Source organism: Marinoscillum luteum (assembly GCF_044005705.1).
Taxonomy (GTDB): Bacteria; Bacteroidota; Bacteroidia; order Cytophagales; family Cyclobacteriaceae; genus Marinoscillum; species Marinoscillum luteum.
In genome coordinates this window covers 21928-39172 of sequence record NZ_JBIPKE010000015.1, presented here as the reverse complement: position 1 = coordinate 39172, position 17245 = coordinate 21928, and the positions used below count along the sequence as shown (strand labels likewise).

16 protein-coding genes are annotated in these 17245 nt (G+C 43.2%); all 16 read right to left on the bottom strand.

Features of this window, described 5'->3' with window-relative positions:
- Position 1: 1 nt before the first annotated feature.
- Positions 2-1288: a DNA methyltransferase gene (locus ACHKAR_RS07890; protein ID WP_395416929.1), complete on the bottom strand. Its 1287-nt coding sequence runs from the start codon at positions 1286-1288 to the stop codon at positions 2-4.
- On the bottom strand, positions 1285-1497 hold the full coding sequence (locus ACHKAR_RS07885) for a helix-turn-helix transcriptional regulator (RefSeq protein WP_395416928.1): 213 nt from the start codon (positions 1495-1497) through the stop codon (positions 1285-1287). The genes ACHKAR_RS07890 and ACHKAR_RS07885 overlap by 4 nt, the downstream gene beginning before the upstream one ends.
- 68 nt (positions 1498-1565) lie before the next feature.
- A complete protein-coding gene (locus ACHKAR_RS07880; protein ID WP_395416927.1) occupies positions 1566-2363 on the bottom strand; it encodes an ATPase in 798 nt (265 codons plus the stop codon).
- Complete coding sequence (locus ACHKAR_RS07875) at positions 2275-3039, bottom strand: hypothetical protein (protein WP_395416926.1); 765 nt, start codon at positions 3037-3039, stop codon at positions 2275-2277. The genes ACHKAR_RS07880 and ACHKAR_RS07875 overlap by 89 nt, the downstream gene beginning before the upstream one ends.
- A gap of 15 nt (positions 3040-3054) precedes the next feature.
- Complete coding sequence (locus ACHKAR_RS07870; RefSeq protein ID WP_395416925.1) at positions 3055-3336, bottom strand: helix-turn-helix domain-containing protein; 282 nt, start codon at positions 3334-3336, stop codon at positions 3055-3057.
- Positions 3337-3425: 89 nt separating this feature from the next.
- Positions 3426-4274, bottom strand: coding sequence for an RteC domain-containing protein (locus ACHKAR_RS07865; protein ID WP_395416924.1), 849 nt, complete (start codon positions 4272-4274; stop codon positions 3426-3428).
- A gap of 142 nt (positions 4275-4416) precedes the next feature.
- Positions 4417-6705 carry a copper-transporting P-type ATPase gene (locus ACHKAR_RS07860; protein ID WP_395416923.1) on the bottom strand — a complete coding sequence of 763 codons (2289 nt, stop codon included), beginning with the start codon at positions 6703-6705 and terminating at the stop codon, positions 4417-4419.
- Between the two features lies 1 nt (position 6706).
- Positions 6707-7306: an SCO family protein gene (locus ACHKAR_RS07855; RefSeq protein WP_395416922.1), complete on the bottom strand. Its 600-nt coding sequence runs from the start codon at positions 7304-7306 to the stop codon at positions 6707-6709.
- 46 nt (positions 7307-7352) lie between these two features.
- Positions 7353-7760: a viral A-type inclusion protein gene (locus tag ACHKAR_RS07850; protein WP_395416921.1), complete on the bottom strand. Its 408-nt coding sequence runs from the start codon at positions 7758-7760 to the stop codon at positions 7353-7355.
- Between the two features lies 1 nt (position 7761).
- Complete coding sequence (locus tag ACHKAR_RS07845; protein WP_395416920.1) at positions 7762-8295, bottom strand: eL24 family ribosomal protein; 534 nt, start codon at positions 8293-8295, stop codon at positions 7762-7764.
- A 75-nt stretch (positions 8296-8370) separates the two neighbouring features.
- Positions 8371-9189 carry a DUF3347 domain-containing protein gene (locus ACHKAR_RS07840; RefSeq protein ID WP_395416919.1) on the bottom strand — a complete coding sequence of 273 codons (819 nt, stop codon included), beginning with the start codon at positions 9187-9189 and terminating at the stop codon, positions 8371-8373.
- 35 nt (positions 9190-9224) lie between these two features.
- On the bottom strand, positions 9225-9752 hold the full coding sequence (locus ACHKAR_RS07835; protein WP_395416918.1) for a DUF3347 domain-containing protein: 528 nt from the start codon (positions 9750-9752) through the stop codon (positions 9225-9227).
- A gap of 41 nt (positions 9753-9793) precedes the next feature.
- Positions 9794-10171, bottom strand: a complete 378-nt coding sequence (locus ACHKAR_RS07830; RefSeq protein WP_395416917.1) for a heavy-metal-associated domain-containing protein — start codon at positions 10169-10171, stop codon at positions 9794-9796.
- A gap of 23 nt (positions 10172-10194) precedes the next feature.
- Positions 10195-12042 carry an efflux RND transporter periplasmic adaptor subunit gene (locus ACHKAR_RS07825; protein ID WP_395416916.1) on the bottom strand — a complete coding sequence of 616 codons (1848 nt, stop codon included), beginning with the start codon at positions 12040-12042 and terminating at the stop codon, positions 10195-10197.
- Between the two features lie 18 nt (positions 12043-12060).
- Complete coding sequence (locus ACHKAR_RS07820; protein WP_395416915.1) at positions 12061-13323, bottom strand: TolC family protein; 1263 nt, start codon at positions 13321-13323, stop codon at positions 12061-12063.
- On the bottom strand, positions 13320-17150 hold the full coding sequence (locus ACHKAR_RS07815; protein ID WP_395416914.1) for an efflux RND transporter permease subunit: 3831 nt from the start codon (positions 17148-17150) through the stop codon (positions 13320-13322). Before ACHKAR_RS07815 ends, ACHKAR_RS07820 begins: the two co-directional genes overlap by 4 nt.
- Positions 17151-17245 lie beyond the last annotated feature (95 nt).

The window sequence follows — 17245 nt, the reverse complement described above, 5'->3', positions numbered from 1 at the left end:
ATTATTTTCTTGCAATTAAAATGTATTCCTCAGGATAAACCAACTTGCTATTCTTATTGTCTAGCTTTGAAAATCTACCTGATTTTTTATCTCTAATTGTTGGAATCAATTTATTTGGGATAGAGCGCTTAATTATATCTACAATCTCAAAACCTTGCATGGTGAGGATTTCTGCGAAGACTTCTGATGATTTAATTTTCACATCCATCAATGTTGTATTGCCGATCACAATACAAGCGTGACCTCCAGTCCGTAGAACACGGAACATTTCCTTTCCTACTGAAAGCATATCATTGAAATAATTTGCGACCTCTTTTGCAGTGCGTTTGTCCTTTTCAAGCAGATTATTAACAATTTCTTGTCCTATAAATGATGGTGTGCTGGTCTCTTGATTCAGAGAATAAAAAGTGCCAATGAATCCCTTTCTAAACCCGTATAGATCAGTTATATATTCATACCAATATCCCGTGAGCTGATGGATATCAGCATATTCGTACGAAGTGACATACGGAGGGGATGTGATGATTGCTCCAACACTGTTAGAAGATATGCTCGTATTTCTAGCATCTTCAAGTTTTATTTCACATTTTGTAGTGATAAAATGACTGGTCTCGAGCTGCTCATAGAACTCTTTGTTCTTCCTGGTCATTTGATTGACCTGGATACGAAAAGCTTTGAACGGATCAACAGGATTCTTTTTAGGGTCAACTTGAGGCTTAGTGCTGGACTGTAACCATTTTGAGCAATTTTTCAGGATATTTGAAAGAGCTACTAAAAAGAAGTCTCTGATTGATGTATTTTGCTCTTTTAATACTTGCTGATATAAGAATGCTACCTTTTGCTTGTGTTCAGGAAAAAACCAATAATCAATTCTTTCATGGAGCTTAAGAGGTTTTGATTCAAACCCACTGAATTTCTCAATTTTATTAAAGACTTTTTTGGTTGCCAATTGTAACGCCTCAGGGTGGATAGGGGTAGTCTTTGCTTGGGTAATGAGAATCGCCACTGGGTTAATATCCACACCAATAGATGCTCTTCCATGAACTTTGGCCTCTACTAAGGTAGTGCCACATCCTGCAAAGAGATCAGCGACAAGATCATTCTCATCGGTGTAATCTTCAATAAGTTTCTTAACTAAGTTAGGTAAAAATTTTGCAGGGTATCGGTGATACCCATGTGTCCATTGTTCTGTAGAACGGACATTTTTAAAGCACCATTCAGGACTTACAGGAATTTCCTGAAATTTCATCCTGATATCGGTAATGGGGTTATTTAGAACCGTGTTCATTTTCGCTTCGTTGGATTTAATAATTCGCGGATATCAACATTTAGTACCTTAGCAACCTTGTAAAGTGTTTCAAGGGAAGGCTGAATCTCATTAGTACACCAACGGGATACAGTGGATTCACTTTTACCCAATTCTACTGAAAGCCATTTGTTTGTCCGGTTTAGCTCAGCTAAAACCACTTTGAGACGATTAATTGCTATTTTACTCATATTGATTAGCATCTCATGCAAATATATTGAGTTTCGTGAGACCGCCAAGTGAATGTCAAATAATCTGCTCACACCCTCTTATCCTTCGACCCCTTGTCAAAAGCGATTACATTCATAATCTCCCTTAACCTGCTTCTAACCCGATTGCCATAGCAGCTTTCAATCTCACTGGCGGAAAGGTTGGTAGTGGTGTGGGTGAGCATGTGCCGACTGATGAACATATCGTGTCGACTCAGCAGAATCTCCGCCATCACATTGGTTGGGTTTCCATAATATTTGATGTTGGACTCCACTCCCAGGTCATCAAAACAATAAGCTTTAGGTGTCAACTCACCGCTTGTTTGCTGGAAGGCTGCTTTGGAGTATTTGTTGATAACTGGATAGCCGTCCTGGATGAATTCTAGGGTGATGTCACGAGCGGATTTGATAATGTACTGTTCTTTGGGAGCAAGCATAAAGCGAAGTAGGGTCATCAAGGAGGTTTTCCCACAACCGACCGGGCCGGAAAGCAAAATGCCTTTGTGTAAGTCAATGCCGTGCTTTTCAGCATTGGGTTTGTCCTGGTAGAAGTAGACCAGAAGCTTGAATATGATCAAGTGATCTTCCTTCCATATCTGGAATTTTGGACTGATGTATTCTTTGCCTGCTTTCTCCAGGAATTCAAGGCATTTGTCGAATTGGATGATGTTGCTTTGAACATCCTCCGGCTTTTGAACACCCTCCGCCCTTTGGGCATCCCGATATTCATGTAGGACAGACTCTCCCTCAAGGGAGGATTTAGAGCGGTTCGCCATAGTCTTTGCCGGTTCCTGTGTGGAGGTTTCCGGGTTTAGGACCTGGCTGATGGTTTCGCTGATCTTTTGCATAAGCATTGAATTTTTGGGCGTTCAACATCCAGTTGCGGGCGGCTGCTTTCCAGTCTTTCATCTTGGAACGGCCACCTACCAGCCAGCCATTGCTCTGAAAGTAGTTGTAAAACTTCTCGGCCTCCACGGGCGGATAGCCTTTTTCTTCAAAGTAGATTTTCACATGGGCTTCTAGTGGAGGAATGTCCGGTCCATAGCCAGTAGCTTCCTTTTTCTTTTGCCGCAACTTTTCTTTTTCCTTCATTTCTAAGTTATTTGAACCTGTATTAAATTTCTTGGCTGGCTTAGCCAAGTTTGTTTCGTTTTCATTGTTTAAACAGTTTGTATTGTTTGTATAAGGTCTCACTGCTATTTCACTACCATTATCAACACCTGCATCACTACTTTTATCAAAACTGTACAGGTAAATGAGGCTGCCCCGGTGCGGATTGTAGGAAGGTTCGTACCTGATAAAGCCAAAACTGTCCAACTCCTTCAGGCACTTGGTATAGGTATTTACCGAACCAATTTTTGACAACCTCATCAGTTCGTCTCTGGACACGGATATCGGGTTCTTGAAAAAGTTGAGATTCCACCGTCTGAACAAGGCCATATACAAACTAATATGGTAGGGCGTGAGCCTGGTATCTATATCCATCTGTCCGAATGCTGCTGAAAGGTGCCTGATGTAGTTCATGCCCAGCCATACGCTTTACTTCACCCGGTTGTGGAACTTGTTGGACTGTAGCATCCCTTGAATGTCTGCATAGTCATAATATATCACACCCCCAATCTTGGTAAATGGTAATGTGCCGTTCACACGCAGGTTCTGTAATGTACCCGGTGAAATACCCAATAGCTTACGGACTTCATAGGACTTCAGCCATTTCTTCGTAGGCTGGCCGGAGTGTTCTTTGAGTAGCCTTTTGAGGTCTTCCAGGAGTTCTATCTTGAACTCACGAAGGTCATCTGTGGTAATAACTTCTGTTGCCATTTCTTAACAAATGTTGATTGAACAGCGAAGGTGCTACCGTTTGGTGGGTTTTATTCACAAGTCAAACCGAAGTTGGGAAAGATTTTTTGTTATTTATCATCAACTTCATCCATCCTTCGGGTCAAACTATCCCTTAGAGAATCTAGAAATTTAGTGCGCCCGGTCTTACGTATGCGGATTTCGAGAAATGTGCGGTGATATTGGCCCACCTCGATACCGAAGGTATCTTCAAAAAATGCTACGATTTCTTTTAGATCGGCTATTCCGTTGTTAAATACTCCACGGGCTTGCAAGGCATACATCAACTCGATTAGCGCTACTTTGGAATCTGTCCATGTTAGTTTCCCCTTCTGTTCACCTTGTGACCTTCCATTACTTAAGTCCCTCATATCCAGTTTATTCAATTCATCTTCCAAATAGACGTTAAGCAGGTCGTTGGCCAGGATGTTGGAAACCTTAAAATCATGGCTAGTTGAGAAGTTCGGGTCAGTTTCAAAGAAGAAAGAGTCAAGCGTTAACCTTATGTCCTGTTTGCCCCTGACAAAGTATTTGTGATCCAAGTAATTACTGTGAGTACGGTAGTAGCGGTAAAATTCCAGATTATCATCAAAATATCGTTTCAGTTTGTCAAGTTCATTGTGATAGTATTTACGTCTTACTTTGATACCTCCATTCGGCTTGTTGGTTTCAATATTGAACACACTAAGATGGTAGATTAGCTTACTGACGAATTTCGGTTTGATTTCCTTGAAAAAGAGAATTTCACTGGCTTGAGAATCTACAGGGTTTTTAGTTAAGTCATCTCGTAACCTATTAATGGCAATTAGGGCTATTTGAAAGCTCAGCTCTGATTTTTTGAGGAGGTTATCTTCCTCTAGATCGATCATTCTAAGTTTGTCCTCTAAATCTTCGTATGTTTCGTTATAATCCTCTAACATTTAATGTTTAAGATTGTGAGTAGCACGCTATACGGTTTTTCACTGGTTGATTAGCCTGGATGCTTCAGGCTCGTGTATGTTTTCAAAATCACTTTTACAAAGGGAGGAGATAATCTGTTAATTCTTCATTTCTCTCATGAGCTTACCTCAATCTCAAACTATTACCTATCACACTTATCGAGCTCAGGCTCATCGCCGCTGCGGCAAGCATCGGACTTAAAAGCAATCCAAAAAAGGGAAATAATATTCCAGCTGCAATTGGGACACATAGCGCATTGTATATGAAAGCAAAGAATAGGTTTTGCTTAATATTACGCATCACATCCGTACTGAGCTTTCTGGCCCGAACAATTCCGTCAAGTTCACCTTTCACCAGCGTAAGGCTGGCGCTTTCTATGGCTACATCGGTACCGGTTCCCATGGCGATTCCCACATCGGCTTGTGCCAGGGCCGGGGCATCATTGATGCCATCTCCGGCCATGGCTACTTTTTTGCCTTGTTGTTGCAGGGCTTTCACTTTTTCATATTTGTTTTCGGGCAAAAGGTCAGCTTCATAACCATCCAAGCCCAGCTTGTCAGCTACGGCCTTAGCGGTGTTTTTATTGTCCCCGGTAAGCATGATCACCTCCAGCCCCTGATCCTGTAAAGTTTTAATGGCAGAAGCAGAGGCTTCCTTGATGGGATCTGCCACACTGATATAACCGGCCAGCAATTGATCGATGATGACAAACATCACGGTTTCGCCTTCTGATTGCCTTTTGGTTACTTCATCTAAAAATTGCTCATCAGTTTTTACTTCCAACTGCTCCAGCAACCTGCGGTTGCCAATCGCTACCTGCCTTCCATCAATTGTACCGGTTATTCCTTTACCGGTGATGGAATCGAAATTACTCACGTCCAAGGTTTTGATACCTTGCGCTTCGGCTCCTGATATGATGGCATGCGCCAGTGGGTGCTCACTGTTGTTTTCTAATGAAGCAACCAGCTTGAGCAGTTCTTCATCAGAATACTGGTCACCGTAAGACTGGACTTGCTGCAGGGCAGGCTTACCCTGAGTGATGGTGCCGGTCTTGTCAATCACCAAGGTAGTGACCTTATGCATTTCTTCTATGGCACGGGCATCTTTAACCAACACTCCTTGCTTGGCACCTTTTCCTGTGCCCACCATGATAGACATTGGTGTAGCCAATCCCAAAGCACACGGACAGGCGATAATCAACACGGTAACCGCACTGGTAAAGGCATAAACCAGGGCAGGGTCTGGCCCCCAAACAGTCCAGACTATAAATGAAATAATGGCTATAACCACTACTACTGGCACAAAATAGCCGGACACCTTGTCGGCCAGATTTTGAATGGGGGCTTTGGTGCGGCTGGCCTTGTTGACCATATCGATGATCTGGGAGAGCAAAGTGTCGCTTCCCACTTTCAGGGCTTTCATTTGGAATGTGCCGGTACCATTGATCGTACCGCCAATTACTTCATCTCCTTCAGTTTTCTTTACCGGCACTGGCTCTCCAGTAATCATGCTTTCATCTAGGGTGCTTTTTCCTGACGTAATTTCTCCATCAACTGGTATTTTTTCACCAGGCTTTATTTTGATGATGTCATTAAGTGTAACATGCTCCAGTGGGATTACTTTTTCTTCCCCATCACGGATAACAGTAGCCTCCGGTGGCACCAGGTTGAGCAGTTCACGGATGGCCGAATTGGTTTTTCCTCGCGCTCGAGCTTCCAGTACCTGTCCTAAAAGGATGAGTGTCAGGATCACTGTAGCCGCCTCAAAGTACAAGTGCACAGCCCCACCTTCCGATTTAAACTGATCGGGGAATATATCAGGAAAAACCAATGCGATAATGCTGAATAGGTAGGCCGCTCCGGCCCCCAAAGAAATCAGCGTCCACATGTTGGGTGACTTATTGATCACTGAGCGGTAGCCACGCACAAAAAACTCACGGCATGAATAAAAAACTACCGGGGTGGATAGTGCAAATTCTACCCAACCCCAGGTGGTTTCACTAGCAATCATTGCAAGAGAAATGCCGATATAATCACTCATTGCTATGAAAACAACGGGTATGGTGAATATCATAGCTACCCAAAACTTATTTAGCTGGCGTCTATAAGCCTTTTGCTCGCCATCATCAGCATCATCTGATACCTCCTTGGGTTCCAGATCCATGCCACATTTAGGACATGAGCCAGGATGATCCTGCTCTACTTCAGGGTGCATCGGACAGGTATATTGCGTTTTGTCTGATTGGGCAGTCTTTTCTTCTCTTACCAGATCCATACCGCAAACGGGGCAATCACCGGGCTGATCGTACTTTTTATCCCCCTCGCAGAGCATGGGGCAATAATATTGTCCGTTGGATGAAAGTGATTTGTTCGATACACTTTGTTCTGTTGTATGCTTGTGATTATGTTCCATGTTAATTGCTTTTTGTTTGAATTAGAAGTGGGATATCTTCAATCAGTTGATTTACCTCCTCTTCTTTGGTGCCATCATAATATCCTCTGATCCGTTTTTGCTTGTCGATTAGTATAAAAGCCCCACTGTGGACAGCCCCACCAGGAGCGGAAGGGTCTTCATGAGCACTGACCATGTAATGACTTTGGGCTATTTCAAAAATCTTATCTCGGGCGCCAGTGACCATGTGCCATTGATCACTACTAATTCCCAGGCGATCAGCATATTCTTTCAATACCCCAACAGTATCATGCTTAGGATCGATGGTATGTGATAAGAATGCAATCTCAGGATTATCATTGTACTTTTCGTAAACCCGAAGCATCTGAGTTTTCATCACTGGGCAAATGGTAGGACAGGTGGTAAAAAAGAAGTCGGCAATGTATATCTTGTTATCAAAAGTCTTTTGCGTAACTGTATTGCTGTCCTGATCAATGAATTTGAAATCCGGAATGGTATGGTATACAGTATCAGCGGAAGCTCCGTTTTCAACCACCTCTTTTTTACCAAGAATGGGCAGTTGTTTTTCCTTTTGTTGACAGGCTATCGTCAATATGATCATTGACAGGACAAATAGTAAGGATAATTTTGATATCATGGGATGAATTTTATTGGTTAAGAACTGCTTCGGCTGCTGCCTTGCTGGAATTGATTTTTTGTTTTACTTCCCTGATGCTTTCCATTTTATTCTGCAAATACTTCAAGGCCTCCTCTTCGCTCATTTCCGGTGAAGGGTCTTTGTAGTTTCGCATCCACTCCATCATGGACTCATCTGCTGCTTCAAGATTATGAATCAACCGATCCAACTCTTCTGCACTGCCTCCAATGCTGTCTGGATAGGCGATCTTATCTTTCAACTGTTTTTTTAGGTTCATCAGATTGCCCATTTCCGGCATTACCTCATCGTGTACTTCCATTACCTCTGCTTTTAATTTTTCTACTTCGTTTACACTGCTGCAGGAAGCTAATAGCAGAGCAAGCAGCGCTGTGAATACGAACAGATTGATTCTTCTCATATTACTTAAATTGATTTTGTTCATTAGGTTTTGTTTGTGTTGTGTCTTCTGGTATTTCCAAATCCACATCAAGATACGTTTCTGCATTTTGTAGTGATTTGAAATAGAGTACTCGCGGGTATCTTTTGGGGTCAAAAGTTATGAAAGCGTTTGCTTTGTCTACGGTTTCACCTGTAAGGGGATCATTCACATGGTATAGGTGCGGACGGTTTTTTAGTTTCTGTTCACAACTCGGACAACATCCATAATATGTTTTATCGCCAATGAATACAGGTATCATTTCTCTACCTTTATAGCTGTTGTTCACCATGCAGACAAAGGAATGATCCAAGACTTCATTTTTGTTAGGCATTGGCTGATACGATTGAGCATTGAAAATGCCAGGCATAAAAATGTAGAAACCAAGAAAAGTGGCTATCAGGACAAGTGATCCAAGGAAAATGTATGCGAACAACCTCTCTTTCAGAGAGGAACTAACAGGTTTTCTCTGATCTTTCTTTTTTTGGTTTCTTCTATATGCCCGGTTTTCCACCATATTATGACTTTATTGTGCCTGTCAGAAGAGTGGAAAGAGTTCTGATTGAACAACCCACTCTTCAGCAGGACTTGATTATTTATTTAATGTCTCCTGCACGGATCCACAGCCAGGCATCTTTTGCCCCATGTATGGATTACTGATCTTTTCATTCATGCTAAGCCAGTTGGCTCCTTCGCCATTCATGGCCATATGACAATTGTTCCAGTAAAGGGTGTTGCCTTGCAGATCGATATCCTTAAAAACCGTGTAAAGCTCTTTGGACAATGCGGCAAAATGCTTTCGCTGATCACTTATGTCAGCAGAGCCTGACAACTGTTCCAGGGTATTTTTTACAGAAGTTTCATTCAAGGCCGTTGAGCTCAACTCTTGAGCATTTTGCTGAGCAGCCTTATAATCATCGTTGACAAGGGCATTTTCAATATTCATGTAGCCTGCCAGGATGGCCGCAAGATCTTCTTCAATTTTCTGCTCTTTGAAGAAGCAATGCACTGCACAGGCGTGAAGCTTGTAATTTCTATGCACGTAACCAATCGTATGCCCTCTGGCGTCTAGTATCCTGCATTTTTCGTTATTACCACTGACTTCCAGGACAAACACCCCGTTATTATTGTAATACTGGCCACCCTTTTTGGCTTTACCTAAGGAATTGCCTTCCGCATCGTAGACCCTGCCACCTTTGATAAAGCCCAATTTCTGGTTCTGGTTATTGAAGACTATATCTTCTTTACTGATGTACCCGAGTTTGGTTCCACCTCGAAGTACCTCGCCTTTACCATTGATGTGGAGAAGGCGCTGCGCTGTTTTGTCACTGGCTGGCTGAGCCACCAGTACTTGTGCTGCCAGCAGCATCCCTATCAGGAATGCAATGCTGAGGAAAATATTCTTTTTCATCTTTTTACTGTTTTTATTACTTAAAAGCAATTGAATTAATTTCCACTGTTCAATGTCTCCTGGACTGACCCGCATCCGGGCATCTTTTGCCCCATGTATGGATTGCTGATCTTTTCATTCATGCTAAGCCAGTTGGCTCCATCTCCATTCATAGCCATCGGGCAATGGTTCCAGTACATGGTCTCACTTATGTCACCAGATTGAGCCATGTTATACATTTGTTTAGATAGTTCGCTAAAAGCCATTCTTTGCTTTTTCAGATCATTTGATCCTGATATTGCTTTCAGCGCATTTTTCATGTCCTCCATTTCCACCATATCCATCATTTCGCTGGAAGCCATGCCAGCTTTTTCAGGATTATCGGATACGAGGGCATTTGTAATGTCCATATAGGAAGCCGTCATTGGAGACATATCACTTTGCATGTTTTCTGCATTATCGCCTTCCATCATATCTCCCATATCTTCCTCACTCATATTTTCCATCATGCCCTTCTGGTTTTCACCATTATTGCTGCCACAAGCAGTTGTCAGAACGGATAATGCGATAGCTACTATCATCATTATCCCGGTTGTTAATTTTTTCACTTCGTATCTGTTTTTGTTTATTTAGTATCAGGTCTATCATATTTACAGCAACCGGGAAGGGTACCGTAAGCTTCATCTGTGGCCTTGACCTTTTCAGTATCATGACCTACGCTGGCTATTTTCTCCTGTATTTCTTTCTCAGAAACTTTAGCTGCATCATATCTAGCTGTGAACTCCTTTGAATCCACATCCCATTTGGCCTCACTCACGCCATCCAATTGTTTGGCAGCTTTTTCAATTCGTTTTTTGCACATTCCACATTGTCCGAACACTTTGAATGTGGCGCTATCAGTCTGCTGAATGTTTGAGATTGTTTCAAATTGTTTGTCGGTTGGCTTACTAAACCCTGTGGTGGCCAGCATGGCTGACACAACCAAAATCATTATCGTTTTCATTTTTTCTTATTTTTATTTATTGATTAATTTGACAGTATTTCCTGTTTTACTTCCCCGCAGGAGCGCATGGCTTCTGACATAAAAGGATTTCGTATTTCTTTGGTTTCACTGAGCCAGAATGCTCCCTTATTATCATTGGCCATTGGGCAATAATCCACGTAGAGCTTTTCATCGCGAGGACCAAAGGCCTCCACCAGTTTGATGAGGGGTTGCGAGAGGTAGATGAAATTCTCACGTTTTCCGGCTATGGCGGGTGCTTCCTTACAGAGTTTTGCATGCTGCATCAAAAAACTTTTCTTTTCTTCCCAAAATGCCGCGGCATCTCCTTGCAAAAGACCACCGTTTACTTTTTGCAAGGCATTATATAAGGCGGTACTGTATTTAGCAGTTGTATTTTCATCCCCTTCAATCAAACCATTTTTTAGGCTGAGGTAAGCATCAATAACATCGTCCAACTGCCCTCTGAAAGCAGCTGGAGCCTGATCACGAAAACTGTAAGCCTGTCCCTCTACCATTTTTTGGGTACTTACCTGTTTATTTTTCGTTTTAGCACCTTCGCCCATCTTCATGCCGGGCATTCCTGGCATTGTACCTCCAGAACTTCCACCTTCAGGATTCATCATGCTTGCCTTTCCGCTTAGTTGTGCTGCTGCATCAATACTGAATGTACCATTGGTAACCACTTCTTCTCCTTCAAACAGGCCTTCTTTCACTACAAAATAATCTCCGCTTAGAGCTCCCAGTTTTACTTGCCGATATTCAAAAGTTGGTTTTTCATATTCTGTTTTCTTTACATAAACAAGTGATCTCGCTCCTGTCCACAGTATGGCAGATTGTGGTATGAGTAACGCATCAGATTTATCACTGGAAGGGCGTGCTTTAATTATTCCTTTGACAAACATTTCGGGCTTGAGCTTTCTGTTTCGATTACCTACTTCTGCTCTCACCTTGGCCACCCGTGTATGAGGATTGATAAACGGATCTATGAATGTTACTTTTGCTTCAAAAGTTTCACCAGGAATAGATGCAACTGTAAAGGTTACCTTGTCGCCCAGGTTTATCCATTGAAGGTGCTGCTCATAGGCATCTAACATTACCCATAAGTGGCTCAGGTCAACGACTTCAAAGAGGATGTCGCCCATAGAGACGTGATCTCCCACAGCAACATTTCGTTTTCTCACTACTCCGGCATGATGTGCCCGTATGGGTAGCTCGGTTTTTACCACACCTGATTGTTCGATATTATCGATCTCAGTATCGGCTATTTTCCAGTTTTTGAGTTTACTCCGTGCGGCTCTGAACAGTGCAGGATTAGTCTCCTTGTACGGAAGGGCTTCCAGCAATTCCTGCTGAGCGGTTACCAGGTCCGGGGAATAAACTGAAGCCAATATCTCACCTTTTGATACGTATTCCCCTGTAAAATTCACATAGAGTTTCTCCAGCCGTCCATGAAAGTGTGCCGGAATTTCATATATCCTTCGCTCATCAGCTTCGATTTTCCCAGTGAGGATTATCTCTTTTACTGCCTCATTTGCCTTCACTACAGTGGTAGTCTGTACATTGGCCAGAGCCATGGCTGATTCGGTCATTTGATAGGTATAATTATTATCCACCTCAGATCCAGATTCATTCAGGGGAGTCAGGTCCATACCACATATTGGACACTGACCTGGCTTGTTTTGTCTGATCTGCGGGTGCATGGCACAAGTCCAAATGGTCTCCTGACCAGACTCTGCTTCGTGACTATGCCCTTGATGAGACATTTCACTACCTGATGAGCCGCCAAAAAGGATCCAGCCGAGTCCAAGCCCGACAGCCAAAGTCACGGCTATGGTGATGATCTTTGATTTGTTTATTTTTATATTTTTCATCTTAGATGTCATTTTCGATTATTGAATATTTTTTGCCAATAGTTTGTCAATCAATGCAACGGCTATGTTGACTTCAGCTTTTGCCTTTTCCAGGCCAAGCTGATAGCGTAAGAGTTGCTGTTCTATCCTGAGAACCTCTTCATAGTCCTCTTCACCTCCCACATAAGCTTCGGTGAGGATATTAAGGGTCTGATTTGCCTGCTGAGTCAGTTCCCCGTATAGGTTCAGATTCCTCTGTGCATCCCGGTACTGGTTGATCGCTGCTACAAGATTGGATTGCAACTGATTCTCTACATTGAGGATGTCCTGTTGCAAACTGTTTTTTTGAAAAGTAGCTTCATCAACCATAGCCCTGTACTTTTTTCGGAATAGTGGGATACTCACAGTTGCCATTGGCATGAGCATATCCTGACCGTCACCGGGAATGTTCATCTCAGTGTCTGTCCTTGGGGTTACATTTGCATAGCTTAACCCAAGACTGAATGAGGGCCGCCCCGATTTCTGGGCAACCTTGATCTTGCTGTCCAGCGCCTCCTGCTGTTTTCGGAATCTGTTGATCTCCGGGTTGTGAAGCAAAACACTGTCAATCAAAGCAGTGTATTGTGATTGAACGCTATCAGCCATGATTTCCTGACTGACACTTAGTTCCTCATTCACTTCTCTATTGAGCAAAGCATTAAGCCTGGCTGCCACCGATTGTCTTTTGTCAACAAATGATTCCAGCTCGGCAGTACGCTCCTTTATTTCCATTTGAATCCTCAATACATCAGCTGTAGTGGCTTTGCCAGCCTCCACCCGGTTTAAAGAAACACGCTCATCCCTGGCCAGTATATCCAGATACCCTCTTGTAATAGAGATACTTTTATCAATGATATAAAGTTGATAGTAGGCTTCTTTTACCTGGTAGAAAAGGTCGTTCTTAGTTTTTAAGAAAACCTGGTACTGCGCCTCTGCCTCTTTGGAAGCCTGATCCTCTTTTGCTGCCAGTGTTCCGAACCAGGGAAACGCCTGACTCAGTTGAACATCAAATCTTCTGGGACCTACACGAGTCTCAACGGGCAGTATGAAATATCCTATCATTGCTTTGGGATCAGGAAGCGCTCCCACCTGCGGTACCCTCTCCAGAGCAGCGTAATACCGTTGAAAACTGGCCTTTACATCAGGATTGTTTTCTGCTGCCTCTGTCAGATAAGTGCTCAATATATCACTGTCCTGAGCTTGTAAATGCGAGGATACCAGGAGTATCCCCACTAAGCTCATGTATTTAATTAAATGCTTCATTGTAGTTCAATTTTTTCTGTTTTTCCAACCTTTCTTTCCTGCCACATGCTGTAGAGTACCGGCACTACAAACATGGTCATGACTTGTAAAAGCATGCCTCCGAATGTAGGTATGGCCATAGGTACCATAATATCTGCTCCTTTACCCGTGGAGGAAAGAACAGGTAAAAGAGCGATAACTGCCACAGCAGCTGTCATCATAGCCGGTCGCACTCTCATCATTCCGGCATGAAGGACGGCTTTTCTGACTTCTTCTTTTGTACGCGGTTTTTCCTTGTCAAAGGTTTGTGTGAGGTAAGTACCCATAATTACACCATCATCCGTGGCGATACCGAAAAGCGCAATAAACCCGACCCAAACAGCGACACTAAGATTAACAGTGCCCATTTGAAAGAGGTCTCTCATATTCATGCCGGAAACAGAAAAATTGAGAAACCATTCCTGACCATAAAGCCAGAGCATAATGAAGCCACCTGAAAATGCCACAAAAATACCGGTGAAAATCATGGAGGAAGTCACTACCGATTTGAATTGAAAATACAGGATCAGGAAAATGATCAGTAATGATAGGGGTACCACGAGCATTAACCGCTTGGTTGCCCTCACCTGGTTTTCATAGTTACCTGTAAACTGATAGCTTACACCTGCAGGTATTTTCAGTTCACCACTATCAATCTTATCCTGAATTAATCGCTGCGCCTGTTCCACTACCTCAACTTCGGCATAGCCTTCCTTCATGTCAAAAATCACATAGCTCACCAGGAAGGTGTTTTCACTTTTGATATTCTGAGGACCCTGTGTATAACTGATATTGGCCAACTGGCCTAGAGGAATTTGAGGGCCGGCAGGCGTGGGGATCAATATATCCTTCAGTTTTTCAGGATTGTCCCTGTATTCTCTGGCGTAGCGAACCCGTACAGGAAAGCGTTCTCGGCCTTCTACTGTCGAGGTTTGTTTCATGCCTCCTACAGTACCGCTGATATAACCTTGCAGGTCTTTAATGGTTAATCCATACCGTGCAATGGCCTGTCTGTCCAGATCAATATTTAAATATGGCTTTCCTACAACTCTGTCAGCAAATACGGTAGGGGCATCTATGCTCGGCACCTGCTTCAAAATATTTTCCAGGTCATAGCCTACTTTTTCAATGGTTTTTAAATCAGGTCCATAAACTTTAATCCCCATAGGAGCCCTCATACCCGTTTGAAGCATGATCAACCGGGTCTGTATGGGTTGTAGTTTGGGCGCAGACGTAAGGCCGGGATAGTTAGATTGTGCTACTACTTCCTGCCATATATCATCCGGAGATTGAATATGCGACCTCCATTGCCTGAAATATTCACCCTTATTATCAGGGACGAGCAGATCTCTGTCAAGGGTACTTAAGTCACTGTTGTCAGGATCAAATACGTCTCCGTTTTTAAGAATGAACTGATTCTTTTTGTTGACTTTGAACCGCTGACGATGGCCTTCCTCACCTACAATATATTCAGGCCTGTAGTTCACTATGTTTTCAAACATTGATACCGGTGCAGGATCGAGTGCTGAGTTTACTCGTCCCCATTTCCCAACCACAGACTCTACTTCAGGTATATTGTTTACCCGAATGTCGAGCTGCTTAATCACCTTGATGTTTTCTTCAACACCGGTATGGGGCATAGTACTTGGCATCAGTAAGAAAGATCCTTCGTCCAATGCAGGCATAAACTCCTTACCCACTCCGGGAAAAACATTTGTAGCGGCTTGCCAGCCTGAGGTCTGCCTGATTTCCAGCCCCAATTTTTCTGTGCCAGAGGCGACAAACCCGAAGAGTTTATCAAAACCCTGCCAAATCATGATTCCAAAAAGTATGCTGAACACCGGTATTAGTAAGAATTTACCTTTATTATCAAGACACCAGGGTAGGATCCTGGGGTAGAAATGAACGATGGCCATAAGCGTACCGAGAATAGCGCCAATTATGGCTGCAACGAACAATGCATTAACAAAAAGACTATTTTGCGGACCAAGTGGCATCCATTCTTCGGTAAGAAAGAATGTAACAATTGCTAATGCCAGGCCAATGTTGAGCAGGTTGGGGAGAGATGCCTTCCATTGTGTAATCTTATCATAAAATAAGTTGACTACTCCAAAGCCAGCTAAAGTAAGTGCCAACCAGGAGTGAAATACAATAGCCAAACCTACACCTAATGCAATTAAAGATACACCCCAAATTCTTCGGACTCTTTTGCGGTCAAATTTTATGGAAAATAATACGTGAGCCATCGCTGGAATCACAATAATTCCGATGACAAGTGAGGCCAGAATAGCAAATGTCTTTGTGAATGCCAGTGGTCTGAAAAGCTTACCTTCGGCCGCCTCCATTGTAAATACCGGAACAAAGCTGACGATGGTAGTCGCCAGGGCGGTAATAATCGCAGAGGCTACTTCTTTGGTGCCTTCATATACTACCTCAAGCAACCTGCGTCCTTTAGCTCCTTTGTTTTCAGGCATCTCTAAATGCCGGACGATATTTTCTACGAAAACGATACCGACATCCACCATGACCCCAATGGCGATAGCAATACCGGACAGTGCAACAACATTGGCTGCTACTCCAAAGTACCGCATAACAATGAAAGTCATTAGTACACCAACAGGCAGCAAGCTTGAAATTAATATAGAGGCCCTTAGGTTTAGTACGAGTACTATAACTACTATAATGCTGATCAGCACTTCGTGTGAAAGCGCTGCTTCCAACGTACCAAGGGTTTCTTTAATCAGCCCGGTTCGGTCGTAAAAAGGCACTATGGTTACTTTCGATACCGTGCCATCTTTAAGCGTTTTTTGTGGTAATCCTGGTTCTATCTCGCGAATCTTATCCTTCACATTGTTAATGACTTCCAAGGGATTGGCGCCATAGCGTGCCACAACTACACCACCAACTGCTTCTGCTCCACCTTTATCCAGGCCGCCTCTCCGGGGGGCAGGACCGAACGTAATAAAGGCTACATCTTTAAGCTTGATGGGAACATTGTCGCGAACTGTCACCACGCTTTCTTTAAGGTCATCAAGATTTTTGATGTACCCCAATCCCCGGACCAGGTATTCGGCTTTGTTATATTCTATCGTTCTGGCACCAATATCCAGGTTGCTTTCAGTTACAGCCCGCATGATTTGGGCAACTGTAACATTGTGAGCCTTCATTGCCTCAGGATCTATATCCACCTGATATTCTTTGACAAATCCACCAACTGACGCAACTTCAGAAACGCCACTGGCAGAGGTAAGGGAATACTTGATATAGAAGTCCTGCAAGGTTCTTAATTCATGCGGATCCCAGCCGCCTGTTGGCTCACCAGTCTCAGGGTTCCTTCCTTCCAGGGTGTACCAGTAAATTTGGCCTAGAGCCGTTGCATCAGGGCCTAAAGCGGGGGTAACTTCATCAGGAATAGTTCCTGCCGGAAGTGAGTTTAGTTTCTCCAGAATTCTGGTACGTGTCCAGTAGAATTCTACATCCTCTTCAAAAATGATATAGATGCTGGAGAACCCGAAAATGGAATTACTCCGAATGGTTTTAACCCCGGGAATACCCAAAAGGGATGTTGTCAAAGGATAGGTGATCTGATCCTCAATGTCTTGAGGTGAACGTCCTGGCCACTCAGTGTAGACAATTTGTTGATTTTCACCCAGATCAGGTATGGCATCAACGGGCACTGGGTCTCTTGGAAGCATGGAGGCTTCCCAACTAAATGGCGCAGTAGCTACGCCCCATGCTATAAGTGTAAGCAGAATAAGTCCGGTAACGAGCTTATTCTCGAGAAAGAATTTTATGATATTGTTTAACATTGATCATTCGATATTTATTGAGTAAATACAATTGAAATTGAGCATGACGTCTGATTCACTCTTTATGAGTGAATGAAGTATGCATTACTTACAAA

Excerpts from the sequence above, each read along its gene's own strand:
- ACHKAR_RS07890 (WP_395416929.1), bottom strand. The coding sequence starts at position 1,288 with ATGAACACGGTTCTAAATAACCCCATTACCGATATCAGGATGAAATTT.
- ACHKAR_RS07885 (WP_395416928.1), bottom strand. The coding sequence starts at position 1,497 with ATGAGTAAAATAGCAATTAATCGTCTCAAAGTGGTTTTAGCTGAGCTA.
- ACHKAR_RS07880 (WP_395416927.1), bottom strand. The coding sequence starts at position 2,363 with ATGCAAAAGATCAGCGAAACCATCAGCCAGGTCCTAAACCCGGAAACC.
- ACHKAR_RS07875 (WP_395416926.1), bottom strand. The coding sequence starts at position 3,039 with ATGAACTACATCAGGCACCTTTCAGCAGCATTCGGACAGATGGATATA.
- ACHKAR_RS07870 (WP_395416925.1), bottom strand. The coding sequence starts at position 3,336 with ATGGCAACAGAAGTTATTACCACAGATGACCTTCGTGAGTTCAAGATA.
- ACHKAR_RS07865 (WP_395416924.1), bottom strand. The coding sequence starts at position 4,274 with ATGTTAGAGGATTATAACGAAACATACGAAGATTTAGAGGACAAACTT.
- ACHKAR_RS07860 (WP_395416923.1), bottom strand. The coding sequence starts at position 6,705 with ATGGAACATAATCACAAGCATACAACAGAACAAAGTGTATCGAACAAA.
- ACHKAR_RS07855 (WP_395416922.1), bottom strand. The coding sequence starts at position 7,306 with ATGATCATATTGACGATAGCCTGTCAACAAAAGGAAAAACAACTGCCC.
- ACHKAR_RS07850 (WP_395416921.1), bottom strand. The coding sequence starts at position 7,760 with ATGAGAAGAATCAATCTGTTCGTATTCACAGCGCTGCTTGCTCTGCTA.
- ACHKAR_RS07845 (WP_395416920.1), bottom strand. The coding sequence starts at position 8,295 with ATGGTGGAAAACCGGGCATATAGAAGAAACCAAAAAAAGAAAGATCAG.
- ACHKAR_RS07840 (WP_395416919.1), bottom strand. The coding sequence starts at position 9,189 with ATGAAAAAGAATATTTTCCTCAGCATTGCATTCCTGATAGGGATGCTG.
- ACHKAR_RS07835 (WP_395416918.1), bottom strand. The coding sequence starts at position 9,752 with ATGATGATAGTAGCTATCGCATTATCCGTTCTGACAACTGCTTGTGGC.
- ACHKAR_RS07830 (WP_395416917.1), bottom strand. The coding sequence starts at position 10,171 with ATGAAAACGATAATGATTTTGGTTGTGTCAGCCATGCTGGCCACCACA.
- ACHKAR_RS07825 (WP_395416916.1), bottom strand. The coding sequence starts at position 12,042 with ATGAAAAATATAAAAATAAACAAATCAAAGATCATCACCATAGCCGTG.
- ACHKAR_RS07820 (WP_395416915.1), bottom strand. The coding sequence starts at position 13,323 with ATGAAGCATTTAATTAAATACATGAGCTTAGTGGGGATACTCCTGGTA.
- ACHKAR_RS07815 (WP_395416914.1), bottom strand. The coding sequence starts at position 17,150 with ATGTTAAACAATATCATAAAATTCTTTCTCGAGAATAAGCTCGTTACC.